This window comes from Cobetia sp. 1AS1 (genome assembly GCF_029846435.1).
Lineage (GTDB): Bacteria > Pseudomonadota > Gammaproteobacteria > Pseudomonadales > Halomonadaceae > Cobetia > Cobetia amphilecti.
In genome coordinates, this window is sequence record NZ_JARWKU010000007.1 from 13,209 (window position 1) to 38,704 (window position 25,496).

Annotated in this window: 21 protein-coding genes; 6 read left to right on the forward strand and 15 right to left on the reverse strand. The window is 63.8% G+C overall.

Going from position 1 to position 25,496, the window contains the following annotated elements; all coding sequences use genetic code 11:
* Positions 1-122: 122 nt before the first annotated feature.
* Positions 123-1,574: an aminodeoxychorismate synthase component I gene (gene pabB, locus QD280_RS12285; protein WP_279839441.1), complete on the forward strand. Its 1,452-nt coding sequence runs from the start codon at positions 123-125 to the stop codon at positions 1,572-1,574.
* Positions 1,575-1,789: 215 nt separating this feature from the next.
* Complete coding sequence (locus QD280_RS12290) at positions 1,790-2,416, forward strand: phosphoadenosine phosphosulfate reductase family protein (RefSeq protein WP_279839442.1); 627 nt, start codon at positions 1,790-1,792, stop codon at positions 2,414-2,416.
* A gap of 149 nt (positions 2,417-2,565) precedes the next feature.
* Here QD280_RS12290 and cysB read toward each other — a convergent pair whose 3' ends face one another.
* Complete coding sequence (gene cysB, locus QD280_RS12295) at positions 2,566-3,537, reverse strand: HTH-type transcriptional regulator CysB (protein WP_043333969.1); 972 nt, start codon at positions 3,535-3,537, stop codon at positions 2,566-2,568.
* Between the two features lie 176 nt (positions 3,538-3,713).
* On the opposite strand from cysB, the gene QD280_RS12300 reads away from it, so the two are divergent.
* Both QD280_RS12300 and trxA read left to right on the forward strand, forming a co-directional pair.
* Positions 3,714-4,490, forward strand: a complete 777-nt coding sequence (locus QD280_RS12300; RefSeq protein WP_043333970.1) for a sulfite exporter TauE/SafE family protein — start codon at positions 3,714-3,716, stop codon at positions 4,488-4,490.
* A gap of 250 nt (positions 4,491-4,740) precedes the next feature.
* Positions 4,741-5,064: a thioredoxin gene (trxA, locus tag QD280_RS12305; protein ID WP_043333971.1), complete on the forward strand. Its 324-nt coding sequence runs from the start codon at positions 4,741-4,743 to the stop codon at positions 5,062-5,064.
* 134 nt (positions 5,065-5,198) lie between these two features.
* On the opposite strand, the gene QD280_RS12310 is transcribed toward trxA, so the two are convergent.
* The 5 genes from QD280_RS12310 to QD280_RS12330 form a co-directional block, all read right to left on the reverse strand.
* Positions 5,199-6,482 (reverse strand): AI-2E family transporter, encoded by a 1,284-nt coding sequence (locus tag QD280_RS12310; protein WP_279839443.1) that lies wholly within the window; start codon positions 6,480-6,482, stop codon positions 5,199-5,201.
* Positions 6,483-6,820: 338 nt separating this feature from the next.
* The gene (locus tag QD280_RS12315; protein WP_279839444.1) at positions 6,821-8,632 is read right to left on the reverse strand and encodes an acyl-CoA dehydrogenase C-terminal domain-containing protein; all 1,812 of its coding nucleotides are present in this window, start codon (positions 8,630-8,632) and stop codon (positions 6,821-6,823) included.
* Positions 8,633-9,100: 468 nt separating this feature from the next.
* Entirely contained in the window at positions 9,101-9,865 is a 765-nt protein-coding gene (locus tag QD280_RS12320; protein ID WP_043333973.1) for an SDR family NAD(P)-dependent oxidoreductase, read from the reverse strand.
* A 139-nt stretch (positions 9,866-10,004) separates the two neighbouring features.
* Positions 10,005-11,675 (reverse strand): AMP-binding protein, encoded by a 1,671-nt coding sequence (locus QD280_RS12325; protein ID WP_279839445.1) that lies wholly within the window; start codon positions 11,673-11,675, stop codon positions 10,005-10,007.
* A 278-nt stretch (positions 11,676-11,953) separates the two neighbouring features.
* A complete protein-coding gene (locus QD280_RS12330) occupies positions 11,954-12,571 on the reverse strand; it encodes a TetR/AcrR family transcriptional regulator (protein ID WP_043333975.1) in 618 nt (205 codons plus the stop codon).
* 117 nt (positions 12,572-12,688) lie between these two features.
* On the opposite strand from QD280_RS12330, the gene QD280_RS12335 reads away from it, so the two are divergent.
* Entirely contained in the window at positions 12,689-13,909 is a 1,221-nt protein-coding gene (locus QD280_RS12335; protein WP_279839447.1) for an acetyl-CoA C-acyltransferase, read from the forward strand.
* Positions 13,910-14,055: 146 nt separating this feature from the next.
* On the opposite strand, the gene pstB is transcribed toward QD280_RS12335, so the two are convergent.
* The 5 genes from pstB to QD280_RS12360 form a co-directional block, all read right to left on the reverse strand.
* A complete protein-coding gene (gene pstB / locus QD280_RS12340) occupies positions 14,056-14,898 on the reverse strand; it encodes a phosphate ABC transporter ATP-binding protein PstB (protein ID WP_084589459.1) in 843 nt (280 codons plus the stop codon).
* Positions 14,899-14,979: 81 nt separating this feature from the next.
* Complete coding sequence (gene pstA / locus QD280_RS12345) at positions 14,980-16,146, reverse strand: phosphate ABC transporter permease PstA (RefSeq protein WP_279839449.1); 1,167 nt, start codon at positions 16,144-16,146, stop codon at positions 14,980-14,982.
* 14 nt (positions 16,147-16,160) lie between these two features.
* A complete protein-coding gene (pstC, locus tag QD280_RS12350; protein ID WP_043333977.1) occupies positions 16,161-17,417 on the reverse strand; it encodes a phosphate ABC transporter permease subunit PstC in 1,257 nt (418 codons plus the stop codon).
* 128 nt (positions 17,418-17,545) lie between these two features.
* Positions 17,546-18,562 carry a PstS family phosphate ABC transporter substrate-binding protein gene (locus tag QD280_RS12355; RefSeq protein WP_279839450.1) on the reverse strand — a complete coding sequence of 339 codons (1,017 nt, stop codon included), beginning with the start codon at positions 18,560-18,562 and terminating at the stop codon, positions 17,546-17,548.
* A 112-nt stretch (positions 18,563-18,674) separates the two neighbouring features.
* Complete coding sequence (locus QD280_RS12360; RefSeq protein ID WP_279834530.1) at positions 18,675-19,892, reverse strand: Bcr/CflA family multidrug efflux MFS transporter; 1,218 nt, start codon at positions 19,890-19,892, stop codon at positions 18,675-18,677.
* 325 nt (positions 19,893-20,217) lie between these two features.
* Between QD280_RS12360 and tal the strand changes: the two genes are divergently transcribed.
* Positions 20,218-21,156 carry a transaldolase gene (tal, locus tag QD280_RS12365; protein WP_043333980.1) on the forward strand — a complete coding sequence of 313 codons (939 nt, stop codon included), beginning with the start codon at positions 20,218-20,220 and terminating at the stop codon, positions 21,154-21,156.
* Positions 21,157-21,337: 181 nt separating this feature from the next.
* Here the strand turns inward: tal and QD280_RS12370 are convergent, their stop codons facing one another.
* The 4 genes from QD280_RS12370 to QD280_RS12385 all read right to left on the reverse strand — a co-directional run bounded on the left by QD280_RS12370 (position 21,338) and on the right by QD280_RS12385 (position 25,233).
* Entirely contained in the window at positions 21,338-21,892 is a 555-nt protein-coding gene (locus QD280_RS12370) for an STAS domain-containing protein (protein ID WP_043333981.1), read from the reverse strand.
* Positions 21,885-23,036 (reverse strand): PP2C family protein-serine/threonine phosphatase, encoded by a 1,152-nt coding sequence (locus tag QD280_RS12375; RefSeq protein WP_043333982.1) that lies wholly within the window; start codon positions 23,034-23,036, stop codon positions 21,885-21,887. Before QD280_RS12375 ends, QD280_RS12370 begins: the two co-directional genes overlap by 8 nt.
* Before the next feature lie 115 nt (positions 23,037-23,151).
* Positions 23,152-23,913, reverse strand: coding sequence for a VacJ family lipoprotein (locus tag QD280_RS12380; protein WP_279839451.1), 762 nt, complete (start codon positions 23,911-23,913; stop codon positions 23,152-23,154).
* Positions 23,914-24,048: 135 nt separating this feature from the next.
* Entirely contained in the window at positions 24,049-25,233 is a 1,185-nt protein-coding gene (locus QD280_RS12385; RefSeq protein WP_192838707.1) for a beta-ketoacyl-ACP synthase III, read from the reverse strand.
* Between the last annotated feature and the right edge of the window lie 263 nt (positions 25,234-25,496).

Here is a 25,496-nt window from a genome sequence, read left to right on the forward strand (position 1 = left end):
CTTAATCAGCGCACGGGAGAACGGCAAGCCGACAAGGCCAGTCCCTCACCGGAATCCGCACGCATGGGCGGACAAAACGCCGTTGGATGCCTAGAATGCCCTGTCCGCCAACGGAAGCTGTCATGACCATCTCGCTCGAAATCAACGCCCTGCCCTACGCCCTCGCCGCCGAGGATGAAGCCTCCACGCTGTCGCGCTTCGCACGCCTGCGTTCACGTCCCGATGCCGTGCTGCTCGACAGCGGCCAGCCGTCGCTGGCCGGCGGTCGCTTCGACATCATCAGCAGCGACCCGCTGGCCGTACTGGAGCAAGGCCCGCACGGCGGCACGCTCACTGGCCCGCTGCCGGAGACGATGCGTGACCTGAGCCAGTTCAGTGAAGCGCTGGAGCGCCTCGCCCGCCTGCCGGTGATCGAGGCCCAGCGCCAGCTGCTGACCCTGCTGCCGCAGACGCTGGCAGGCGAAGAGCTCGCCCGGCACGACCTGAGCGCCGAGGACCTGCCGTTCATCGCCGGCCTGCTGGGCTACTGGAGCTACGACTTCGGGCGCGCGCTGGAAGACCTGCCCGCCACGACCGAGGACGATATCGCGCTGCCCTGGGCGCGTCTGGGTCTCTATGACTGGGCATTGATCAGTGACCATCAGCGCCAGCAGAGCTGGCTGATCGCCTCGCCCCAACGGCGCAGGCAGGTGCTTGAGTGGCTGGAGCAACCGGCGCCGCGCAGCGCCGACTTCGCCCTCGACACCCCCTTCGCGCCACTGCTGGACCGCGCGGGCTACGGCGAACGCTTCCGTCAGGTGATGGAGTATCTGCATGCCGGTGACTGCTATCAGATCAACCTGACCCAGCGCTTCTCCGCCGACTGCAGTGGCGACAGCTGGGATGCCTACCTGCGCCTGCGTCAGGCCACGCCGACACCCTACGCCGGCTATCTGAGCTGGCAGGACGCCCAGGGCGAGGAGATGGCGATCGTCTCCGTCTCGCCGGAGCGCTTCGTCGAGGTCAATCATCGCGCGGTCGAGACCAAGCCGATCAAGGGCACCCGCGCACGTGGCGCGACGCCGGAAGAGGACGCCCAGCTGGCCGCCGAGCTGCTGGAAAGCCCCAAGGACCGCGCCGAGAACGTGATGATCGTCGACCTGCTGCGCAATGACCTGGGCCGCGTCTCCGCGCCCGGCAGCGTCAAGGTGCCCTCACTGTGCGCCTTGGAGAGCTACGCCAACGTGCACCATTCCGTCAGCACCATCACCAGCACCCTGGATGAAGGACGCGATGCGCTGGACCTGCTCGGCGCCGCCTTCCCCGGCGGCTCCATCACCGGCGCGCCCAAGATCCGTGCCATGCAGATCATCGAGGAGCTGGAGCCGGTGCGCCGCAGCGCCTATTGCGGCAGCCTCGGCTATCTGGATATCCGCGGCCACATGGATACCTCCATCGCGATCCGCACGGCGGTGATCGCCGAGGGCCAGGTGCATCTGTGGGGTGGCGGCGGTCTGGTCGCCGACTCCGAGGAAGAGGCCGAATACCGCGAGAGCCTGGCCAAGATCCAGCGCCTGATGGAAGCGCTTGGCTGACAGGCGGTGTTATAAGGCGTCATGAGCGCCATAACTCGATGGCATATAACGTTCGAACGAATTCGTATTGGGGAAGCAGTGCCTGCCTTTGATAGGGTAGGCGCATTCCTGCACGTCTCCTTGAGCGCTACCCGCCTCTGCTGATGGTCTTTCCTGGCCATTGATCAGCCCTGCGCCCCGCTCCATCGGACGTGCCCTCGTTCTGGAGACTCCTCATGTCCGATACCTTCGATCTCGCCCGCATCAATGCCGAATTCGGCAACGACCCGAAAGCCCTGACCCGCTGGGCTCTGTCGCTGGACAAGCACGCCATCTGCACCACGAATTTCCGTCCCTTCGAGGCGGTGATCCTGCATATGGTGACGCGCTTCCGCCCTGACATCCCGATCGTGTGGATGGACAACGGCTACAACACCGATGCCACCTATCGCTTCGCCGATGAGGTGACGCGCAAGCTGAACCTGAACCGCATCATCTATCTGCCGCAGCGCACGCGTGCCCACCGTGAAGCCGTCGATGGCCTCACGCCGCATATCGATGACCCGCGCCACGAAGCCTTCACCCGTGAAGTGAAGCTCGAACCCTTCGAGCGTGCGCTGCGCGAACTGAACCCCGAGATGTGGTTCACCGCCGTGCGCGCCAGTGACACCGCCTTCCGTGCCGGCATGCAGCCGGTCTCGCTGAACGGCGATGGCCTGATCAAGGTCGCCCCGGTGCTCAACTGGTCATCCAAGCAGATGCACGAGTATCTGGTCGCCCACGACCTGCCCAACGAGTTCGACTACGTCGACCCGACCAAGGCGGAAGACAACCGCGAGTGTGGCCTGCACCTGGCACACTGAGCCTTGTGGTTGATGCTGTGTGCTCGCACCGCCCAGCCAGCAAAAAGCCCGCCTCTCAGGAGGCGGGCTTTTTCATCTGCGCTGTGGCAGATCAGGCGAGCGGCACTCAGTTCACCGGGACTGTCCACCGACACTCAGTCCACTGGGACTCAGCGCACCGGCAGCTCGATGTCGTGGAAGATCTCGTGCTCGTGGCGCGGGCCGGCGGCCAGTGCCGCTTCGACACGCTCGCGCGTCAGGTGCGGCGCGAAGCGCTCGACGAATTCGAACATGTAGCTGCGCATGAAGGTGCCGCGACGGATGCCGATCTTGGTCGTGGAGCTCTCGAACAGATGCGTGGCGTCCAGCGCGACCAGGTCCTCGTCGGCCACCTCGTCCACCGCCATGTGCGCGACGATGCCGATGCCCATGCCGAGACGCACATAGGTCTTGATGACATCGGCGTCCGAGGCGGTCAGCACCACGTTGGGCGCCAGGCCGTGGGACTTGAAGGCATCGTCCAGCTGGCTGCGCCCGGTGAAGCCGTAGGTATAGGTGACCAGCGCATAACTGGCCAGCGACTCGAGGGTCAGTTCCTCGCCATTGGCCAGCGGATGATCCTTGGGCACCAGCACGCAGCGATTCCAGCGATAGCACGGCAGCAGGATGAGGTCGTTGAACAGCTCCAGCGACTCGGTGCAGATGGCGAAGTCGGCCTGACCTTCACTGACCATGTTGGCGATCTGCTTCGGCGTGCCCTGCTGCATGTGCAGCGCGACATCCGGGTACTTGCGCGTGAAATCGGCGATCACCGGCGGCAAGGCATAACGCGCCTGGGTGTGCGTGGTGGCGATCGACAGGCTGCCGCGACGGTCGTCACTGTGCTCCTGGGCGACGTGCTTGATGTTCTCCACCGTGCGCAGCACCTGGCTTGCCAGCTCGACGATGGACTCGCCGGCCGGGGTCACCCGCGTCAGGTGTTTGCCACTGCGCGCGAAGATTTCGACGCCAAGCTCATCTTCCAACAGGCGAATCTGCTTGGAAATGCCCGGCTGGGAGGTATACAGACTTTGCGCGGTGGCGGACACGTTCAGGTTGTGGCGGGTGACTTCCCAGATATAACGCAACTGCTGGAGTTTCATGCGGCTTCACTCTCCTGAGAAGCACCATCGACGCGACGCGGCGTGACAGTGGCCCGGACATGGCCGGTCACCTTGCTAAGATGATCGGGCGATAAAATCATGAATAATGATTCCTTTCGGGAATATACGCTCAAGAGTAGATTGGCGACAGTAACCTGACAAGGGGGTAGGTAGGGATGGAAGTCACACAACTGCTGCTATACGTGCTGGCAGGCGCCGGAGTGGGTTTCGCGGTCGGTGTCACTGGCGTGGGCGGCGGCTCGCTGATGACGCCCCTATTGTTGATGTTCGGCTTCCCGCCGCACATCGCCGTGGGCACCGACCTGCTCTATGCCTCCATTACCAAGGCAGGCGGCGCCTTCGCGCACCATCGCCAGGGCCATGTGGACTGGACCATCGCCCGACGCCTGGCCATCGGCTCGCTGCCGGCGGCGCTGTTGACGATTGCGGTCCTGCATACCTTCTTCACTGACCCCACCGCCTACGCGGGCCTGATCAAGGGCATGCTGGGCGTGATGTTGATCCTCACCGCCGGCGTGTTGCTGTTCAAGAAGCGCCTGCTGGGGCTGATCAGCCCGGAAAGCTTCATCGTACGCCACGCGGCACCGCTGACCGTGCTGTCAGGCATCGTGCTCGGCGTGTGCGTCACCCTGTCCTCCGTGGGTGCCGGCGCCTTCGGTGCTGCCGTGCTGATCATGCTGTTCCCGCTGTTGAGCACCGCGCGCATCGTCGGCACCGATATCGCTCACGCGGTCCCGCTGACCCTGGTCGCGGGGCTGGGCCACCTGTGGTTGGGCAACGTCGACTTCCTGTTGCTCGGCGCATTGCTGGTCGGCTCACTGCCCGCCATCAGCCTGGGCGCACGCCTGACACGCCACATGCCCAGCGGCCTGCTGCAGGGCCTGCTGACGACACTGCTGCTGGGGCTGGGCATCCGTTACGCCTTCTTCTGAGCTCTCCTTGCTGCGGGATCCTTCGCACAGGCAATACCAAAGTCGGGGCGGGCAATCCACATTGCCTGCCCCGTTGCTATTCCCTCAAACCAATAAAACAGCTATAAAAACACTAGCGATCATAACCCCGTGCTATTGAGCCGATGGACAATGCCCATTTGTCAGTGATGCAAAGTGGCGCTACCATCGGACGCAGCCTGCATGTCCGGCAATGCCGCAGACAGCGAAACGAATCCCCTGGAGAAACAAGATGTCCAATCACGTCGATGTCACCGGCGCCAACTTCGAACAGGAAGTTCTCAACGCTGAAGCCCCGGTCCTGCTGAAGTTCTGGGCCCCGTGGTGTGGTCCGTGCAAGATGATGGCGCCGGTCGTCGAAGAAGTCGCCAACGAGAAAGGCGAAGGCCTGAAGATCGTCAACGTCAATGTCGATGACGCGCCGGAAATCGCTGCCGAGCAAGGCGTGCGTGGCGTGCCGACCGTGATCCTGTTCAAGTCCGGCGCCAAGGTCGCCTCTCTGGTCGGTGCCCAGTCCAAGGGTCAGCTGAGCCAGTTCATCGAGCAGAACCTCTGAGTCGACTTGCTGACAGGTGACTGCCCCGCCAGCCACCGCGCACTGATTCGATAACCAAAGGCCCCGTCACGCACAGCGTGACGGGGCCTTTGGCATTCAGGCAGCAGGTCATCCACGCAGAGCTGGCTCGCGGGTCATTCCTCCGCCATGCGTCGACGACGGCGAATCCGGCGCACGGAGGGGCCCAGCAGACGCGCCGCCCAGCGCGTGCCCGGGTGCGAGTCGAAGGCGATCTTGAGCGTCATGGTGATCGGCACCGACAACAGCATGCCCACCGGCCCGAACACCCAGCCCCACACCACCAGCGACAGGAAGGCGGCCAGCGTCGACAGCCCCAGGGTGCGCCCCATCACGCGCGGCTCGATCAAGTTGCCGAGAATGAAGTTGATCGCCAGATAACAGCCGCCCAGCATCAGCGCCTTGACCGCGCCACCCTCCGGCATCACCAGCGTCAGCAACACCGCAGGCACCGCGGCCAGCGCCGAGCCGATGTTGGGAATGTAGTTGAGGCAGAAGGCCAGCGTGGCCCACAGGAAGGCGAACTCCACATCGAGCACCAGACAGCTGATCGCGACCAGCCCCCCGGTCACGAGGCTGATCAAGGTCTTGACCGCCAGATAGCGGCGCAGCGTCAGCGAGAACAGCGTGAAGCGGCGCAGACTGACATGCGGGCTGTGCAGCGTGCTGACCAGCTTGTCGCGCAGTGACAATGCCTCATAGAGCAGGAAGGTGGCCGTCAGCACGATGATGACGCTTGAGGACAGAAGCCCCCCAAGTCCGGTCAGCAGGTTCGGCACCCACTGGGTCAATGAGGCCGGATCGACCAGCTCGCTGAAACGGGCCGGCGCGATGGATACGCCGCTGTCCGCCAGCCATTCCAGCATGCTCTGATACTGTTCGCGCAGGCTCTCCTCAAGCTTGGGCATCTCATCGCTGAACAGGGTGAAGCGCGAGACCAGCAGCGCCGTCAGCGACGAGAACAGCACACAGACCGTCAGGATGACGATCGGCACCCCGAAGCGTTGCCCGATGCCGTGACGGGCCAGCCAGCGCACCGGCGCATCGCAGACCGCAGCGACGAACACCGCCAGCAGCAGCGGCACCACCAGGTCCGCCGCCAGCTTGAGGCCGCCGATGATGATGACCACTGCGGCCATGCCGACCAGCAAGGGGTGAATCTCCAGCGCGCGGCGCACGTTGGGCGCGTGACGAGAACGTCCGGAGCGTTCGAGCGCCTCCTGCTGACGCTCGTCGCGTGGTACCTGCATGCGTGTCACGGCCTCCTCGATGGAAGTGCCCTCACTGACACTGCGTGGCTCGCCAACGCTATCGTCAGGCGCTTGCGCATCGGCCATCTGCGCCTCGGGCGGCACTTCCTCGTGTCGCGATCTTTCCTCAGGCGTATCGTTCGGGTGCATCCTGCGCCACCTATCCTGTCAGTGCTTGCCATCAGTACTTGCCATCAGTACTTGCGCGTCGCTGCCCCGCGGCTTCCTCGGGACAGCCTTCGATGCGCCTATCTTGGGCGCATGCCTGTCACAAGCCAAGACTGAAACGGGATTGATTGCTCGTGTCGGGGAGAATCCGCGCCTCCCTCAAGACGCACAAAAAAATGGGGAGACCGAAGTCTCCCCAAGGGTACCGAGTCAGAGCGCACTGACTGGAGGCATAAGACACGACTGTTGCCGATACATCGAACTGCTGAGTCTTGAAACTGCTGTCATGCTTGAAACTGCTGTCAGGCTTGAAACCGTCATCAGATCTCGAAGCCGCTGCCGAAGCCTTCCACCGTCGGCGCCATCAGCGTCTCGCCACCGGCGCGAATCATCGCGGCATGGCCTTGCGTACGCGGCAGGATGCGCTGGAAGTAGAAGCGCGCGGTATCCAGCTTGGCCTGATAGAAGGCAGCGTCCCCTTCGCCGGCCGCCAGCGCGGCCCTGGCCGTCTCACCTGCCCGCGCCCACAGGTAGCCCAGCGTGACGTAGCCGGCATACATCAGGTAGTCGACACTGGCCGCGCCGACCGCTTCGCGGTCCTGCATCGCGCCCATGCCCACCGCCATGGTCAGCTCGCCCCATTCGCGGTTGAGCTCGGCGAGCGGATTGGCAAACTCGCTGCCTTCGCTGGCCTGACAGAACTTGTGGATCTCCTTGGTGAAGACCTTGAGCGATTCGCCTTGGCTCATCAGGATCTTGCGGCCCAGCAGGTCCAGCGCCTGGATACCGGTGGTGCCTTCATAGAGCAGGGTGATGCGTGCATCGCGCACGAACTGCTCCATGCCCCATTCCTGAATGAAGCCGTGGCCGCCATAGACCTGCACGCCGTGATTGGTCGCCTCGAAGCCGGTCTCGGTCAGGAAGGCCTTGACGATGGGCGTCAGCAGGCCGAGCAAGGTATCGGCACGTGCCTTGTCTTCGCTGTCCGGAGCGTTCTCGACGATGTCATTGAACTGGGCGGCGTACATCACCAGCATGCGCCCGCCCTCGGCGATGGCCTTCTGGGTCAGCAGCATGCGGCGCACATCCGGATGCACGATGATCGGGTCGGCTGCCTTCTCCGGCGCCTTGGCACCGGACAGGGCACGCATCTGCAGACGGTCACGCGAATAGCTCAGCGCATTCTGGAAGCTGGCCTCGGCCAGCGCCACGCCCTGGATCCCCACGCCGAGACGCGCGGCATTCATCATGGTGAACATGCAGGCCAGCCCCTTGTGCGGCGGACCGACCAGATAGCCTGTAGCGGAATCGAAGTTCATCACGCAGGTCGCGTTGCCGTGAATGCCCATCTTGTGCTCGATGGAGCCACAGCTGACGCCGTTGCGCTCACCGGCCTCGCCATTGGCGTCGGGCAGGAACTTGGGCACCACGAACAGCGAGATGCCACGCGAGCCTTCCGGAGCATCCGGCAGCTTGGCCAGCACCAGGTGCACGATGTTCTCGGACAGATCGTGCTCACCGGCCGAGATGAAGATCTTGGTGCCGCTGATGCGGTAGCCCTTGCTGCCATCGCTGTCATCCAGCGGCACGGCGCGGGTCTTGATCAGCCCCAGGTCCGTGCCGCAATGCGGTTCGGTCAGGCACATGGTGCCGGTCCAGCTACCTTCGACCAGCTTGGTCAGATAGGTCTGCTTGAGCACCTCGCTGCCGTGATGCTCGAGTGCATTCATCGCGCCATGCGACAGACCCGGATACATGCCCCACGACAGGTTGGCGGAGGCGACCATTTCCGAGAGCACCATCGCCAGTGACGGCGGCAGGCCCTGACCGCCATGTTCCGGTGAGGCAGCCAGACTCGGCCAGCCGCCCTCGACATACTGCTGGTAGGCAGCCTTGAAACCGCTCGGCGCCTTGACCTCGCCGCCCTCGAAGGTACAGCCCTCGCGGTCGCCCGACTGGTTCAGCGGCGTCAGCACCTCGTGCGCGAAGCGTGCGCCCTCCTCAAGGATGGCGGTCACGATATCGTCGCTGGCCTCATCGCCACCCGGCAGGCTGGCATAGTGCGCGGGATAGTCGAGCAGCTCATTCATCACGAAGCGGATGTCGCGCAACGGCGCCTGATAATCCGGCATGCTTTACTCCTTGAGCCGTCGCGACGCGGCGGCGCTGACCTGAACAACGACAGGTGGCGACAGGACGCTTGTCAGGCGGCGCAGCACTCACTCGGGCAATGAAGAAGCGAGTCGCTGGCGGCGAACAGGTCTGACGCAACACTATCAAACATGTGTTTGAAATTAACGCCTCCTTCGCCATACCGTCAAGCGGTCGTTTGATTTCTGGCCTGCGACATTGGTGGCAAGCCCTGTCTCATCAGTGGCAAGCCCTGCCTCCAGGCCGCGCCGCGCGCACGGCAGGCACAAAAAGACACACACTAAAAACAGACACAAAAAAGCCCGACCGCAGCCGCGGTCGAGCAATATCTCCCCCAGAGATAACCTGTCCTGCAAGATTCCTTGTGTACCGTGCTCTCTCCCCAGAGCCGATCCAGAGCGCCGATCCAGAGAGCCCGATCCAGACGATAAAGGTCTTACCCGCCAGCCTCAGGCCATGCGAATGCTGCCATCGAGGCGGATCACTTCCCCGTTGAGCATGCTGTTGGTGATGATGTGCTCGGCCAGACGCGCGAACTCATCGGGCTTGCCCAGACGCTTGGGAAACGGCACCGCCTCGCACAGCGCTTCGCGAGCCGGCTCCGGAATGCCGGCCATCATCGGTGTCTCGAACACGCCGGGCGCGATCGCCATCACGCGAATGCCATGGCGTGCCAGCTCACGCGCCATCGGCAGCGTCATGCCGGCGACCCCGGCCTTGGAGGCGCTATAGGCACACTGCCCTACCTGGCCGTCGAAGGCCGCGACCGAGGCAGTGTTGAGAATGATGCCCCGCTCGCCGTCCTCGCCCTCGGCAGCATTGCGCGCCATGCGTGCCGCCGTCAGGCGCGCCACGTTGAAGGTGCCGCTCAGGTTGATCGCCAGCGTCTTCTCGAAGCCCTCGAGCGGAGCAGGCTCGCCGTCACGATCCACCAGCTTGGCGACGCTCACCACGCCGGCGCAGTGGATCACCCCGTGGATGGCACCGAAGGTCTGCTCCGCGACATCCAGCGCAGCCTCGACACTGGCGCTGTCGGTGATGTCGCAATGACAGAAGCGTGCCGCCTCCCCAAGCGAATCGGCCTGTTCACGTGCGGCCTCGGCAAGGTCCGCCAGCACCACCTGGCCGCCGGCCGCGACGATACGTGAGGCCGTGGCGGCCCCGAGGCCGGATGCTGCGCCGGTGATCAGAAAGCAGTGGTCGGCGATCTTCATGAAACGAGTCTCCCGAAAGGTGATGGCAGGAAAGGTGATGACAGACCTGTGGTGACAGGCGCGTGGTAACAGGCGCGTGGTAACAGACAAGCCCCGTCGGATAGCCGGCCATGCCAAAGCCACGTGTATGGCTCGGTGTTCAGCTCTCGCGCGCCTGTGCTCGCAGCAGGAAACGCTGGATCTTGCCCGACGGCGTCTTGGGCAGGCTGTCGACGAAGTCGATCTCGCGGGGATAGCTGTGCGCCGAGAGTCGCTGACGCACGCTGGCGCGAATTTCCTCCGCCAGCTCGTCACTGCCGACATGGCCATCGCGCAGCACCACATAGGCCTTGATGATCTCGCCACGCAGCGCATCCGGCTTGCCGACCGCCGCCGATTCCGCCACCGCCGGATGCACCAGCACAGCGTTCTCGACATCCGCCGGGCCGACGCGATAGCCCGCGGTGGTGATGATGTCGTCATCACGCCCGGCAAAGGTGAAGCGGCCATCGGGCTCTGCCACCACCACGTCTCCAGTCAGGTAATAGCCCTCGACGCAGGGCTGTTTCTCCTGCCAGGTGTAGCCGGCGAAGAAGTGTGCGGGCGAGCGGGCGATATCCACCGCCAGCACACCCGGCTCGCCCGGCGGCAGCTCACGATACTCGGCGTCGAGCACGGTCAGTCGATAGCCGGGCAGCGGGAAGCCGACACTGCCGACCACGACCTCATGGGCCAGCGCGTGATGATTGCAGCAGGTCATGCCGGTCTCGGTCTGGCCGTAATGGTCCATCACCGCACAGCCCAGCTCCCGCGCGACCCAGCCCACCACCTCGGTGTTGAGGGGCTCGCCGGCCGAGCTTGCGACCCGCAGGTTCAAGCGCTCGAAGGCGCCTTCACCGAGCCCGGAGGCCTTGAGCATGCGATAGGCCGTGGGCGCGGCCGCGAAGTTGTCGATGCGATGACGTTCCATGAACGCCAGCCCGCCTTCTGCACTGAACGGCGCCTGCATGAAGTAGGTGGTGGCACCCAGCAACAGCGGGCCGGTGATGGCGTAGTAGAGGCCGTAGGCCCAGCCGGGGTCGGCCATGTTCCAGAAGCGCTCGCCGGGGCGCAGGTCCACCGCCAGGCGTTGATAGAGCCAGAAGGCAGGCAGCGCATTCAGCGCCACCGCCACGCCCTTGGGCTTGCCGACCGTGCCGGAGGTGAACATCTGCAGGAAGGGCGCCTCCGCCGGAAGCCACACCGGCGGCTCGGTCAGTGGCTCGCTCTGCATCAATGTCTGCCAGTCGAGATCGCCCGCCTCCAGCGCATCTCCCTCACCGCGCACGCAGATGATCACGGGATGGCGGGCAAGCTCAGTGAACTTGCTGCGCTGGCTCGTCTCGGTGATCACGATCTGCGTCTCGGCGCGCGACAGGCGATAGTCGAGCGCATCGGTGCCGAAGGCGGTGAACAGCGGCTGATAGACGGCGCCCAGCCGCCAGGTCGCGGCCAGCGCGATCATCAGCTCCGGCGTGCGCGACAGCATGCAGGCGACCCGCTGCCCCGCCATCACGCCCTGTGCCTTCAGAGCAGCCGCCATCCGCGCGCTCTGCTCATCGAGCTGTGCGTAACTCAGCTCACGCACCCGGCCTTGTTCGTCTTCGTGGACCAGCGCGATACGTTCGCCCTGCCCGGCACGCAGATGACGCCCGACACACGCCTCATAGGCATTGCCGAGCTCGCCTTCGCCGTCGGTGTCGAGCGGCGTGGTGAACAGTTCATCGCGCAGTGCCTGGATATCGAAGGCGGCCAGATAATCGCTCAGCGTCTGGCTGGCGGCGGGTTGCATGGCGTGTGAATTCGCAGATGCAGCAGAGGCGGCGCGTGACGTGCGGTTTGTTGTTGTATCGCTTGGCGTCATGGCGTGACTGGCTCCTGAGTGGTGCTCCGGGGCGATGTGAGATGACTGGGCGTCAGCCATCTACAGTTAACGTAAACGTCAAGTTAGCGACAAGCCTGTCGGGCGGCAAGCATTGTGACGCTCGACTGGCCAAAAGTTGCAGACGGCGTGTAACGCACGCTGCGTAGCAGAGGCCGTGTAACGGACGCCGTGCAGCAGACACTCGCTCAGGGCAGACGACACAGGCTGTCGACCAGCGCCTCGGCCAGCTCATCGGGGGAGCGCTCTCCCTCAGGGCGATACCAGCGTACCGTCCAGTTGAGCGCACCGAGCATGAACTGGCGCAGCAGCGCGGCATCGCCCTTGAGCAGCCCTGCGGCCACGGCGGAGGCGATGGCGTCACGCCAGAGGTCCTCGTAGTCATCGCGCAGCTGGACGAGATGCTCGCGCGCCGGACCTTCCAGCCGCCGCCACTCATAGAGCGCGACCACATGGGCATTGCGATCAGTGAGCAGCGTGTCCAGATGTGCACGCGCCAGGGCCAGCAGTCGCTCACGCGCCTGTTGCTGCGATGCCGCCGAGGCGGTCACTTCGCTTGCCTGGTACGGCTCGCAGCGCGCCAGATGCTCACGGGCGATGGCCAGCGCACTGAACATGCCCTCTTCGATCACGGCGCACAGAATTTCCTGCTTGTCGGCGAAGTGGTGGAAGAGACTGCCGGACTTGATGCCCATTTCCTGGGCCAGCATGCGGACGGTGGTGCGATCGAAACCCTCCTCGACGAACAGGCGGGCAGCGATACGGACCAGCTCCTTGCGACGGGGTGAGGCGGTGGCTACATTCATCGTATAACTAGCGCTTGCTTGGTTTATGGGATTGAATGGATCAAAGCATAGCCACGCAGTGATCACAACGCCGACTGCACGACTCGATCTTCCAATAACAAGACACAGGAGACCGTCATGACGACCGCTTCCCGCTCTACGCCAAGCCCCGCCGCCAGCGCCGATGACATCGTGATTCTCGCCGGTGCCCGCACGCCGATGGGGGGCCTCAAGGGCTCACTCTCGACGCTGAGCGCACCACAGCTCGCCGCCGTGGCCATCAAGGCGGCCATCGAACGCGCAGGCCTCACGCCTGCCGATGTCGACGAAGGCATCTTCGGCTGCGTGCTGCCCGCCGGCGTCAAGCAGGGCCCGGCGCGGCAGGCCATGCGTCAAGCCGGCGTGCCGGACAGCATCGGCGCCACCACCATCAACAAGCTGTGCGGTTCCGGCATGAAGGCCACCATGCTGGCGCATGACCTGATTCGCGCAGGCACCAACCGCATCATGCTGGCCGGCGGGATGGAATCGATGTCCAACGCCCCGCACCTGCTCACCCAGGCGCGTGGCGGCTATCGCCTCGGCCATGGCGAGCTGAAGGACCACATGTTCTTCGATGGGCTGGAAGATGCCGAGACCGGCAAGCTGATGGGCGTGTTCGCCCAGGAAGTGGCCGATGCCCGCGGCTATGATCGCCAGCGCATGGACGACTTCGCCATCGAATCGCTCAGGCGCGCCATGACGGCGACTGAGTCGGGGGATATCGCACCGGAAATCGCCGCCGTCACGGTCAAGAGCCGCAAGGGCGAGAGCGTGGTCGAGCAGGACGAGCAGCCCTTCCAGGCCAATCTCGACAAGATTCCCACCCTGCGCCCGGCCTTCGCCAAGGACGGCACCATCACCGCCGCCAACGCCAGCTCCATCTCCGACGGCGCCTCGGCGCTGGTGCTGACGCGCCGTGATGAAGCCGAACGACGCGGGCTGGCCGTCAAGGCGCGTATCCTCGGTCACAGCACCCACTCCCAGCACCCCAGCGAATTCACGCTGGCGCCCATCGGGGCCATCGACACGCTGATGAAGCGCCTGGAGTGGACCACAGAAGACGTCGACCTGTTCGAGATCAACGAGGCCTTCGCGGTGGTCACCCTGCTGGCGATGGACGCCCACGACATCCCGCATGACAAGGTCAATGTCTTCGGCGGCGCCTGCGCCCAGGGGCACCCGGTGGGCTCCACCGGCTCGCGCATCATCGTCACCCTGATCAACGCGCTGGAACGCCGCGGCAAGAAGCGCGGCATCGCGGCGCTGTGCATCGGTGGCGGTGAAGCCACCGCGATCGCCGTCGAACTGGAAGACTGATCCGCCAGCAGACACTGAGCCAACCTGATGCTTGAAACGACACGAGGCCCGGATCATTGATCCGGGCCTCGTGTCGTCGTGCGGCCTGCGATGCTCTCAGGCAGCGATCAGGGGCTCAGCCTTTCGAGCCCTGACGCTGGCGCCGCTTAGCCATAGCGACCGGTGATGTAGTCCTCGGCCTTCTTGGTATTCGGGTTGGAGAACATGGTCTTGGTGTCGTTGTACTCCACCAGCTCACCCATGTGGAAGAAGGCGGTGTAATCGGCGACACGTGCCGCCTGCTGCATGTTGTGCGTCACGGTGACGATGGAGAACTGGGTCTTCAGCTTGTCCATCAGGTCTTCGATTGTCGCGGTGGAGATCGGGTCGAGTGCCGAGGTCGGCTCATCCATCAGGATGACGTCCGGCTTGACCGCGATGGCACGCGCGATGCACAGACGCTGCTGCTGACCACCGGACAGCGAGGTGCCCGGCTGGTCGAGAATATCCTTCACTTCTTCCCACAGACCCGCATCACGCAGCGCGCTCTCGACCAGATCATCCTTGTCGGCGCGACGGCTGACCAGGTCGTGCATGGTCGGCGCGTAGGCGATGTTGTCGTAGATGGACTTGGGGAACGGGTTCGGCTTCTGGAACACCATGCCGACGCGACGACGCAATGCCACTTCATCCATGTTGCGCGCGTTGACGTCACGGCCATCCATCTCGACCAGACCTTCGATGCGCACGCTGCGGATCAGGTCATTCATGCGGTTCAGGCAGCGCAGGAAGGTCGACTTGCCACAGCCGGACGGGCCGATCAGGGCGGTGACGTTCTTCTGGAAGACATCGATGTTGATGTTCTTCAACGCCTTCTTCTCGCCGTACCACAGGTTGAGGTCTTCCACGCGAATGGCCAGCTCGTGGTTGGCATCTTCGTTGATGACGACCGGGCTACCGGGACGAGTGGCGGCGGCAGGCTTGGCGGGAGTGGCGACGGTGCTGTTCATGTCTCGTATTCCTTGATGAGTCGTGGGCCAGGGCTAAGGGTGGAAGGCGACCGGCCAATCGGCGGGCCGCCTCGCAGCTGCCTACCAGCGACGCTCGAATTTCTTGCGCAGCATCACGGCTGCGGCATTGAGTAGGATCAGCACTGACAGCAGCACCAGGATGCCCGCCGCAGTACGTTCAACATAGGCCTGCTCCGGCTCGCCCGCCCAAGTGAATATCTGGGCCGGCAGCACGGTGGCAGCCTGGGTGATGGCGGTCGGCGCATCCGGAATGAAGGCCACCATGCCGACGATGATCAACGGCGCGGTCTCGCCCATCGCCTGTGCCAGGCCGATGATGGAACCGGTCAGGATTCCCGGCAGTGACAGCGGCAGCACGTGATCACGCACCACCTGCCAGCGGGAGCAGCCGACGCCGAAGGCGGCCTGACGAATGGTGTCCGGTACGCTGCGCAGCGCCGAGCGCGTGGTGATGATGATCACCGGCAAGGTCATCAGACCCAGCGTCAGACCACCGACCAGCGGGGAGGAACGCGGCATGCCGAAGAAGTTGATGAAGATCGCCAGACCCAGCAGACCGAACAGGATCGACGGCACCGCCGCCAGGTTGTTGATGTTGATCTCGATGGCCTGGGTGAAGCGGTTGTCCGGAGCGAACTCCTCCAGATAGACCGCCGTCAGCACGCCGACCGGGAAGGCGAAGGCCAGCGTGACCAGCAGCGTCAGGATCGTGCCCATCGCGGCCGACCAGATACCGGCGTATTCCGGCAACTTCGAATCACCGGTGGTGAAGAAGTTGATGTTGAACTTGAGCTCGGCCGTACCGTTCTCGAGCATGCGGTCCAGCACGGCGGTCTGCTTGGGCTTCAGGTGTGACTTGTGGCCCTTGAGGTACTGATCGACCTGGTCATCGGCGATCACCCAGCGGTCGATCGTCTGTCCCATCAGGCTGGCGTCAGCGGCCATGTCACGCGGCAGCTGGCGCAGCCAGCCGCGGCTGACCAGATCACGCACGTCTTCTTCCACCGCTGCCAGCGGGATTTCCTGCGACTGCTCGCTGTAGGTGACCGGCACGTGCAGTTCTGCCTGCTGGAAGGCCGGGTAGCCGCGCATGACCATGTCGCCGATGAAGACCACCAGGAAGGTGGCGGCCAGGGCGAGTGCGCCCATGGACATGAATTTCAGGCGCTTGGTGCGGCGATGACGGCCCTTCAGCTGGGCCGAGATATCGTCGAATGAATGGCTCATGTCTAGTCTCGGCCTCAGAGGTTGTTGGCGCTGTACTTCTCACGGAAGCGGCGGATCAGGACCACCGAGACCATGTTCAGCAGCAGAGTGACAACGAACAGCACCAGACCCAGCGCGAAGGCCGACAGTGTCTCGGCACTCGCGAATTCCTGGTCGCCGGTCAACGCGGCAACGATGCGCACCGTGACGGTGGTCATGTCTTCCAGCGGGTTGGCGGTCAGGTTCGGACGCATGCCCGCCGCCATCACCACGATCATCGTCTCGCCGAGGGCGCGTGACATGGCCAGCAGAGACGCGGAGATGATGCCCGGCAGAGCCGCCGGCAGGATGACGTTGCGGATGGTCTCGCCGTGGGTCATGCCCAGCGCCAGAGAGCCCTGACGCATGGTGTCCGGCACGGAGGTGATGACGTCATCGGACAGTGAGGAGATGAACGGAATGATCATGATGCCCATGACCAGCCCCGGCGCCAGCGCGTTGTTGTAGGACGCCTCGATGCCCAGCGGCGAGAAGATGTCGACGATCAGCGGCGCGACGGTGATGGCGGCGAAGAAGCCGTAGACCACGGTCGGGATACCGGCGAGCACTTCCAGCACCGGCTTGGCGACGGTACGCACGCTCTCGGGGGCGAACTCCGCCATGTAGACCGCGGCGAGCAGACCGATGGGAATGGCCACCAGCATCGCGATCAGGGTGATCATGAAGGTACCGGCGAACAGCGGTACGGCACCGAAGTTGGCGGTGCTCTCGACACCTTCACCACGGCCAGCGGCCATCTGGAAGCTGTTGCCCGGATCCCAGGTGGTGCCGGTGATGAAGGTCCAGAAGCTTTCCATCTGGAAGAAGCGGATGGCCTCGAAGATGATCGAGACCAGAATGCCGAACGTCGTGACGATGGAGATCATCGCCGCGCCGATCAACACATAACGAATGAGGGTCTCGATGGCATTGCGCGCATGGAAATCAGGCTTCACCAGGGCGAGGCCGATGACCAGGCCGACGGCTGCGACGACCAGACTGGCGATCAGCAGCTGCATGCCTTCGATATCGATATCTGCGGTGGCAATCGCAACGACGGCTGCCAGACCGACCAGCAGAGCAGGCCCTGCGCTGGAGATTGCCGTGAACCAGCCGTACTGATCCGGCTGGGCGTACATTTCAGCACCGCTGGCACGCACACGCTGTGCCTTGCTGCGGCCGCTGAAGAAGGCCACCAGGCCAGCCAGCGCCACGATGCCTATGAAGAAGAGAAAGATCTGCTGAGTCTGCATCTTTCGGGTCCCGGAGTCGCGTTGTTCACAGGGGGAAGGCTTCATGCCTTGCGAAACCCTGCGACCAGTCAAGCAAACGGGCCGGCTGCCAAGGGCAACCGGCCGCGTCAGAGGGTCAGCTGCATTGCTTACTTCTGGAGATCGGCCAGAGTCAGCTTGGTGCGCTCAGCGACCTGCTCGCGAAGCATGGCGCGCTCTTCCTTCGGCAGCGGGATCAGACCGATGCCCTTCAGGTAGCCCAGCTCACCGATCATCTTCTCGCTCATGAACAGGTCGTTGTAGGCCTGCTGAGCCGGCACGTCATCCTTGTGCTGGTTCTTCACGTAGTAGAACAGGGAGCGGGAGACCGGGTACTCGCCAGAGGAGATGGCATCGGCTTCCGGCTGCACGCCATCGATGGAAGCACCGACGACCTTGTCAGCATTCTCTTCGAGGAAGGAGTAGCCGAAGATACCGAAGGCTTCGGTGTTCTCGACCAGCTTCTGGATGATCAGGTTGTCATTCTCGCCGGCAGCGATGTAGTGACCGTCCTGACGGATGTTGGTGTAACCCTCACCGCCGTAGCCTTCCATCTCTTCGGTGGAGACTTCCATCACCAGCTCTTCGAAGGCGTCACGAGTACCGGAAGTGGAAGGCGGCCCGTAGACGGTGATCTTGCGGTCCGGCAGGGAGGAGTCGATCTCGGACCACTTGGTGTAGGGGTTGTCGACCAGCTTGCCGTCGACCGGCACCTGAGCGGCGACCGCCAGGGTGATCTGCTCACGGGTCAAGTCGATGCTGCCATCGCGGACAGACTGGGCGAAGGCGATACCGTCGAAGCCGATCATGGCTTCGGTGATATCGGTCACGCCGTTCTCTTCACAGCGCTCGAATTCAGACGTCTTCATGCGACGAGAGGCGTTGGTGATGTCCGGAGTGCTGTCACCGACACCTTCACAGAACAGCTTCATGCCGCCGCCGGAACCGGTGGATTCGATGACCGGAGTCGGGAAATCGCTGGTGGCACCCAGCTCTTCAGCGACGTAGCTGGAGAACGGATAGACCGTGGAAGAACCCACGATGCGCAGCTGTTCACGGGCTTCTGCAGCACCAACTGATGCAGCGATGACAGCCACTGCGAGACCGGACTTGAGGAACGCCTTCATGCCTGAAACTCCTTGCGATAGGAATGAGCCAGTGAGGTGGCTTCTTGTCTACAGGGAGTACCTTGCCAAGCATTCATGACAACTGTGTGACAGTCGCCGGCTCAAGCCTTTCTCAGTCGGGCGGCGTCTCATGGCGCGCCAGGGCGCGGCGCCCTGCCAGCACCCGCAGCAGAATATTGCTGACCAGCGCCGTGCCCAGCATGCCGAGAATCATCGGCCACAGGCTGTCCATCGCCAGACCTGCGATCAGCATGCCGATCACGGCGCCACTGGCAAACTGCATGCTGCCGATCAGCGCATTGGCCGTGGCACTGATGCGCGGGAAATACTCCAACGCCGAGGAGATCGCGTTGGGCGCCACCATGCCGTTGGCCCCGACGAACACCATCAGCAGCGGCGCGATGACGTAGAGCAGGTCCAGCCCCAGTGCCAGCGCCGATACCAGCAGGATGGCGGCAGACAGCTGGATACCGATGCCGATGCGCAACAGACGCGGCGGCGACAGGCGTGACAGCAGGCGCACGTTGAGACGGTTGGCGGTGAACATGAACAGGATGTTGGCGCCGAACAGCACCGGGTACCAGGCCGCCGTCACTCCGAAATGCTGCATATAGACGTAGGGCGACGCGGTGATGAAGGCGAACATGCCACCGAAGCCCATCGCCTGCGTCAGCGCATAGCCCATCGCCGGCCCGTGGCGCAGCACGCTGGCATAGTCACGCGCGACCTGCAGGAGACTGGCCGGCGGCTCGTCCGCCTCGCGCTTGCGTCGGGTCTCGGGCAAGCGCAGCGGCAGCACTATCAACAGGAAGGCGGCATAGGCGGCCAGGAAGGCGAAGATCAGCCACCAGCCCGCCATGCCCAGCAGCAGACTGCCGATGGCAGGCGCGATCAAGGGCGCCAGCATCATGATCACCGCGACGGTGGACAGCACCTTGGCCGCCTCGCGGCCACTGAAGCAATCGCGCACGATCGCCGAGGAATTGACCACCGAGGCACCGCCGCCCAGCGCCTGCAGGAAGCGCAGCGCATAGAGCCCCTCGAGACTCTCGACCTGGGTGATGGCCAGACTCGCCAGCAGGAAGACGAAGATGCCTGACAGCAGGACCGGCTTGCGCCCGATACGGTCTGACAGCGGGCCGAAGATCAACTGCCCCAGCGAGAAGCCGAGCAGGAAGACCGACAGCGACAGCTCCGTATGGTGCACCGTGGTCGCCAGGTCTTCTGCCATGGCCGGCAGTGCCGGCAGATAGGCATCGATGGCCAATGGAGCCAGGGCCGTATTGGCCGCGACCAGCAAGGCCAACTGACGGGTTTGACGCTTGTCCACATCCCCTCCTGCAATCGTTTGTCGATGGTATGTCCACGTGCCGAAAACGCCACGTCCTTGCCGTCAGATGACGACAGTGGGCGCGCCGCCGCACAATTGATACAGTTGACCTACACAGGTGACGAATGTCACATCACGCTGATGAAATCCCCGCGGATCATCCACTTGGGGCGACCGGCCCGAGATGTCTTCACAGCCGGCAGTCGTGGGTGCACACTCGGTGGCAGCGCTCGCTCCGGCGGCCCCCTGCCCTTCACCTCTTGCCTTATTCATGAGGGCCACTCACCCCTTCGGGTGGCTCACGCTCAGTACAGGAAACTCTTGCATGGCACAGGACAAGCTCTCCCAACTCAAGGAAATGACCACCGTCGTCGCCGACACCGGTGACCTCGAGGCCATTCGTCGCTTCGCGCCCACTGATGCTACCACCAACCCGTCACTGATCCTGCAGGCCGCTCAGGACCCGTCACGTCGCGAGCGCCTGACCGAAGTCGCGCGCAAGGCCACCGACATCGATGATGCCGTCGATGCCGTGGCCGTGGATATCGGTACCGAGATCGCCGGCCTGGTGCCGGGTTATGTCTCCACCGAGGTCAGCGCCCGTCTGTCCTTCGATGCCGACGAGACCATCCGTCGCGCGCATCGCATCATCGAGCGCTACGCCGCCAATGGCGTCGGTCAGGAACGCATCCTGATCAAGACCGCCTCCACCTGGGAAGGCATTCGCGCCGCCGAGAAGCTCGAGCGCGAAGGCATCCGCACCAACCTGACGCTGCTGTTCAGCTTCGCCCAGGCCCAGGCCTGTGCCGATGCCGGCGTGACGCTGATCTCGCCCTTCGTCGGTCGTATCCTCGACTGGCACAAGGCCAATCAGCCGGACGCCGACTTCAGCGGCGACAACGACCCGGGCGTGAAGTCCGTCAAGGCCATCTACGAGCACTACAAGGGTCACGGCTACAAGACCATCGTGATGGGCGCCAGCTTCCGCAACACCGGCGAGATCGAAGCGCTGGCCGGCTGTGACCGCCTGACCATCTCACCGGCACTGCTGGGTGAGCTGGCCGAGAGCACCGGCCCGCTGGAACGTCGCCTGCTGGCCGCCGATGCCGAGCAGAACGTGCCGGAAGTGCTGACCGAGTCCAACTTCCGCTGGGACATGAACGAAGATGCCATGGCCACCGAGAAGATGGGCGAAGGTATCCGCAAGTTCATGGCCGATCAGCGCAAGCTCGAGACTCTGCTGGCCGAACTGCGCAGCCACTGAGCCAACGGAGCATAGCGCCGATGATGAGCTCTTGTTAAGCAAGAGCTCATTGAATGGCCAAGGCAACAAAAAGCGCCTGCCGTGTTTCACGGCAGGCGCTTTTTTTGTGCTTTCAGAAACGTGCTGTCTGGATCGTGCTTTCAGCAGCGTGCTGTCAGGCTCAACGTCCCAGCGCGCGCCTTCAGTGCGGCTGGCGATGCTCCTCACTTTCCAGCAGCTCGATCAGCGGCTGGAACTCCAGGCGGTTGTGGCCGTTCAGGCACATCAACAGCCGGTGAGCCTCGAGAATACGTCCGCGCAGCTCCTGTTCCTGCTGGGGCGAGGCATCGGCGTCATCCTGAGACTCGTTCAGCGCTGGCGCGTTGCAGCAGGAAGCCCCGTCCAGATCGGCCTGGTCCGCCTCCGGCAGGCTGCCGGCGTCCACGACACTGGCCACCTCGTCGAACCCCATCACCTTGAGCATGGTCAGCACGTCGGGATGGGCAGCCACCACCTGCGCCGGCATCACCAGCCGGTCGCGGACCGCCAGCGCCAGCTTGGCCAGAAAGCCCAGTGCGGTGGAATCGACATTGGTCGCTTCGCGCAGATCGATGATCACGCTTTCCAGTCCCTCAACCGCAGCCACGCGCTGTACCTGCTGATCCAGCGTGGCACACAGCGTCAGGCGTACATCACCGGATAGCTTGAGCACGAACAGGCCGTCTTCGAACACGGCCTGGATACGTCCTTCATCCATCATGGAATCCTGTCAGCGTCATCAAGGTAAGGTCATCCGGCAGCTCGCCATCCAGCGCCAGTCCACGACGCAATCCTTGCACATCTTCACTGCTCAGAATCCGTTGATGCAGTGCTCGAGTCCTGTCCTCCAGCGCCTCGCCCGGCAGGCATTCCAGTACACCATCACTGGCCAGCCACAGACGGAAGCGCTCAGGAAGCGCCACACGATACGCTGGATAGCGGGTGTCTGGGAAGAGCCCCACCGGCCGACCGCTGCCTTCCAGCTCACGCAGTTCGCCGTCAGGCGTGACCAGTACCGGCATCGGCAGCTGGGCGCCCAGGGTGTAATGCAGCGTGCGCGTGTCACGGTCCATCACACCACACATCACCGTGGCATGCTTGCCGATACCACTGTCGATCAGTTCACGGTTGAGCAGTGCCAGCCACTCGGGGCCGAAGGTTTCCGGCGTATGTTCCTCCCAGTGGCGGATAGCGCGTGCGAACAACAGCTTCAGCAACACGGTCACGAAGGCCGACGAGGCGCCATGCCCGGAGACATCCGCAAAGTAGAACAGGCTGAAGCGTTCGTCGATCGCCTGATACTCGAGGAAGTCACCCGACAGATACAGCGACGGCGACAGGCAGTACTCATAACTGACGCCATTGATGTGCTGCCCGCTCTGGGGCAGCAGACGCTGTTGGATCTGGCCACCGGCCTGCTGGTCCTGACGCAGCAGCGCCAGATGCGTCTCCAGGTGCTCGTTGAGCTCCTCGAGGCGCGCACGTGCCTTGGCGTGCTCATGGGCCAGCTGGTGATGCTCCGCCGCCCGCTTGAGCAGACTGCGCAATACCGAGCCATGCTCGCGCGGCGAGATGAGGTAATCGACCAGCCCGGCCTCCACCGCCGGCAGCAGGCATTCATCGCCACGGCTCTCGGCCACCACCACCGTCGGCAGGCGCTCGGCCAGACGCGCCCACTCATGACTGGAAACGGCCTCGACATGCGCGACCACCACCGCCACTCCACTGGGCAGTGTCGCGATGCCATCACAGGCCGCCACCGCGCAGCGTTCATCCGTCAACAGGTTCGCCAGCGCATCACGCCGCGAGCCGGGAAGATCAATCAGACCGATCAACAGACGCTTGCCTTGCTCATCCGCCATGCCAACCCCTCATTCCCGTCCTTACTGCCATCCACTCGCAGTCTTGATGCTGCTTGCCCTCGCGACCGGCACCACTGACCATTCACGGTACCGGTCGCCTGCTGCGGGTGACGCGTTACTGGCTGTCGTCTTGCGGTGCGAAGGCACCGTCGAGATCGGCATCATCGAAGCTGTCGCTGGCGAAGGGATCATCGCCCAGCTTGCCATCGTTGATCTCGAAGTTGCGGCGCTGCAGGTAGGCATCACGAATGAAGCTGTAGCGATCGCCCTGGATCAGCTTCTCCTGCTCGAGCAGACCGGCACGGGTATCGACCAGATCCAGCGCCTTCAGGCCGTAACGCACCTTGTCGTCTTCGACGTAGTTGATGGGATCAGCGAAGTAATCCACCGGCATGCCCGCGGTATCACGCACGGTACTCGGACCGAACAGCGGCAGCACGAGATACGGCCCCTGCCCTGCACCCCAGACGGCAAGCGTCTGACCGAAGTCTTCCTCGTCCACTGTCCAGCCAAGCTCGCTGGCCGGGTCGAACAGGCCGCCGATACCGACGGTGGAGTTGAGCAGCAGGCGGCCGGTGGAGACACCGGCATTGGCCCACTTCCACTGCAGCACCGAGTTGAACATGGTGCTGACCTCTCCCAGATTGGAGAAGAAGTTGCCCACGCCATCCTGTACCAGCTCCGGCGTCACATAGTCATAGCCCTGCGCGACCGGCTTGAGGGCATAGCGATCCAGGGTGTCATTGAAGGTATAGACGTTACGGTTGAAGCCCTCCCAGGGGTCCTGAGGGTTCGGCTCGCTGTCTCCGGTACTGGCGCAACCCGCCAGCAGGGACATGGCCAGCAGTGCCGGCAGGGAAGTCTTGATCGTGTGCATCTCGTCACCTGTAAGTCTATTGGATTCCTGCAGCGGTCCTTGCCACATCCCTGGCTGTCAGGTCCGGTCTTCTTTATACGTTCCGCGCCCGCCAAGAGCCAGCACAGGCCACGTGGATTCGCGCAATGTCCTGCTTCAACCGCAGCGTTTCAGCAGCACGCTGCCGGCACTGTAGCCTGCCCCGAAAGAACACAATACCCCCAGGCTCCCCGGCGCCAGATCAGCGTGATGGAGGTGGAAGGCGATCACCGAGCCCGCGGAGCTGGTATTGGCGTAGCGATCGAGAATGATCGGCGCTTCCTCGCTCGACGGGTCACGCCCGAGCACGCGCCGCGCGATCATGTCGTTCATGTGGCGGTTGGCCTGGTGCAGCCACATGCGATCAAGATCACCGCCATCTGCCTCGATCTCGCCCAGATGGGTGGTGATCAGCTCGGCCACCATCGGGCAGACCTCGCGGAAGACGCGCCGCCCTTCCTGGATGAACAGCTTGTCATCGGCCTTTACACGATGGCTTGCGCTGTCGAGTGTCATCGCGGATGCCACGTCGTCCTCAAGCACTGCCGTGCGATTGAGGAAGCCGAAATTGTTGCGTATCGCATTGGAGAAGCGCGTCACCAGGCGCGTGCCGAGCACCTCGAAGCCATCGGTGCGCGTGGCGACATCCGCCGCTTCCAGCACCACGGCCGTGCAAGCATCCCCGAAGATGAAGTGGCTGTCACGGTCGCGGAAGTTGAGATGCGCACTGCAGATCTCCGGATTGACCATCAGCACGCGCCTGGCACTGCCGCTGCGAATCGCGTTGGCGGCGGTCTCGATGCCGAAGGTGGCGGAGCTGCACGCCACGTTCATGTCGAAGGCATAGCCACCGGCCTCGAGCGCGGCCTGCAGTTCCACCGCCACCGCCGGATAGGGGCGCTCGAGGTTGGAACAGGCCACGATGACCAGATCCAGGTCCGCGGCGTTGACGCCCGCCGCCGCCAGCGCTTCACGCGCGGCCGCCACGCCCATCTCGCACTGCACCGAGGGCTGGTCATTGGCGCGCGCAGGCAGACGTGGGCGCATGCGCTCCGGGTCGAGAATGCCCTCGGCATCCAGCACGTAGCGGCTGTGGATACCCGAGGCCTTGACGATGAATTCGGCGCTGGACTCGGTGCGCGCCTCTCGCTCACCACGTGCGATGCCGTCGGCATTGGCGGCATTGTCCGCCGCCACCCAGGCATTGAAGGACGCCACCAATGCCTCGTTGCTGATGGCATTGGGCGGCGTATAGAGCCCGCTGCCGGTGATCAGTACGCGATGATTGCCGCTGGCGCTCATGGACTGGCCGGCGTTGGCGTGTTGCGTATCGGCAGCGTGATCATTGTCATTGTTTGGCATGCATCCACTCCTGACAGTGCTATCCCGCGGGATATCACCAGAATTGAGCGGGGCACGACCCGGCGCCGCGTCGTCATGCCCCATGTTCAGTGTACGCTGTCTCGGCGATTCCAGACGCACGAGTCAGCACTTGTCGGGCGATCACAGTGAATGCTTAAACAGCAATTCCTGTCTGCAGCTTGGGCCATCCCGCCGCGGCACGC

Excerpts from the sequence above, each read along its gene's own strand:
- pabB (WP_279839441.1), top strand. The coding sequence starts at position 123 with ATGACCATCTCGCTCGAAATCAACGCCCTGCCCTACGCCCTCGCCGCC.
- QD280_RS12290 (WP_279839442.1), top strand. The coding sequence starts at position 1,790 with ATGTCCGATACCTTCGATCTCGCCCGCATCAATGCCGAATTCGGCAAC.
- cysB (WP_043333969.1), bottom strand. The coding sequence starts at position 3,537 with ATGAAACTCCAGCAGTTGCGTTATATCTGGGAAGTCACCCGCCACAAC.
- QD280_RS12300 (WP_043333970.1), top strand. The coding sequence starts at position 3,714 with ATGGAAGTCACACAACTGCTGCTATACGTGCTGGCAGGCGCCGGAGTG.
- trxA (WP_043333971.1), top strand. The coding sequence starts at position 4,741 with ATGTCCAATCACGTCGATGTCACCGGCGCCAACTTCGAACAGGAAGTT.
- QD280_RS12310 (WP_279839443.1), bottom strand. The coding sequence starts at position 6,482 with ATGCACCCGAACGATACGCCTGAGGAAAGATCGCGACACGAGGAAGTG.
- QD280_RS12315 (WP_279839444.1), bottom strand. The coding sequence starts at position 8,632 with ATGCCGGATTATCAGGCGCCGTTGCGCGACATCCGCTTCGTGATGAAT.
- QD280_RS12320 (WP_043333973.1), bottom strand. The coding sequence starts at position 9,865 with ATGAAGATCGCCGACCACTGCTTTCTGATCACCGGCGCAGCATCCGGC.
- QD280_RS12325 (WP_279839445.1), bottom strand. The coding sequence starts at position 11,675 with ATGCAACCCGCCGCCAGCCAGACGCTGAGCGATTATCTGGCCGCCTTC.
- QD280_RS12330 (WP_043333975.1), bottom strand. The coding sequence starts at position 12,571 with ATGAATGTAGCCACCGCCTCACCCCGTCGCAAGGAGCTGGTCCGTATC.
- QD280_RS12335 (WP_279839447.1), top strand. The coding sequence starts at position 12,689 with ATGACGACCGCTTCCCGCTCTACGCCAAGCCCCGCCGCCAGCGCCGAT.
- pstB (WP_084589459.1), bottom strand. The coding sequence starts at position 14,898 with ATGAACAGCACCGTCGCCACTCCCGCCAAGCCTGCCGCCGCCACTCGT.
- pstA (WP_279839449.1), bottom strand. The coding sequence starts at position 16,146 with ATGAGCCATTCATTCGACGATATCTCGGCCCAGCTGAAGGGCCGTCAT.
- pstC (WP_043333977.1), bottom strand. The coding sequence starts at position 17,417 with ATGCAGACTCAGCAGATCTTTCTCTTCTTCATAGGCATCGTGGCGCTG.
- QD280_RS12355 (WP_279839450.1), bottom strand. The coding sequence starts at position 18,562 with ATGAAGGCGTTCCTCAAGTCCGGTCTCGCAGTGGCTGTCATCGCTGCA.
- tal (WP_043333980.1), top strand. The coding sequence starts at position 20,218 with ATGGCACAGGACAAGCTCTCCCAACTCAAGGAAATGACCACCGTCGTC.
- QD280_RS12370 (WP_043333981.1), bottom strand. The coding sequence starts at position 21,892 with ATGGATGAAGGACGTATCCAGGCCGTGTTCGAAGACGGCCTGTTCGTG.
- QD280_RS12375 (WP_043333982.1), bottom strand. The coding sequence starts at position 23,036 with ATGGCGGATGAGCAAGGCAAGCGTCTGTTGATCGGTCTGATTGATCTT.
- QD280_RS12380 (WP_279839451.1), bottom strand. The coding sequence starts at position 23,913 with ATGCACACGATCAAGACTTCCCTGCCGGCACTGCTGGCCATGTCCCTG.
- QD280_RS12385 (WP_192838707.1), bottom strand. The coding sequence starts at position 25,233 with ATGAGCGCCAGCGGCAATCATCGCGTACTGATCACCGGCAGCGGGCTC.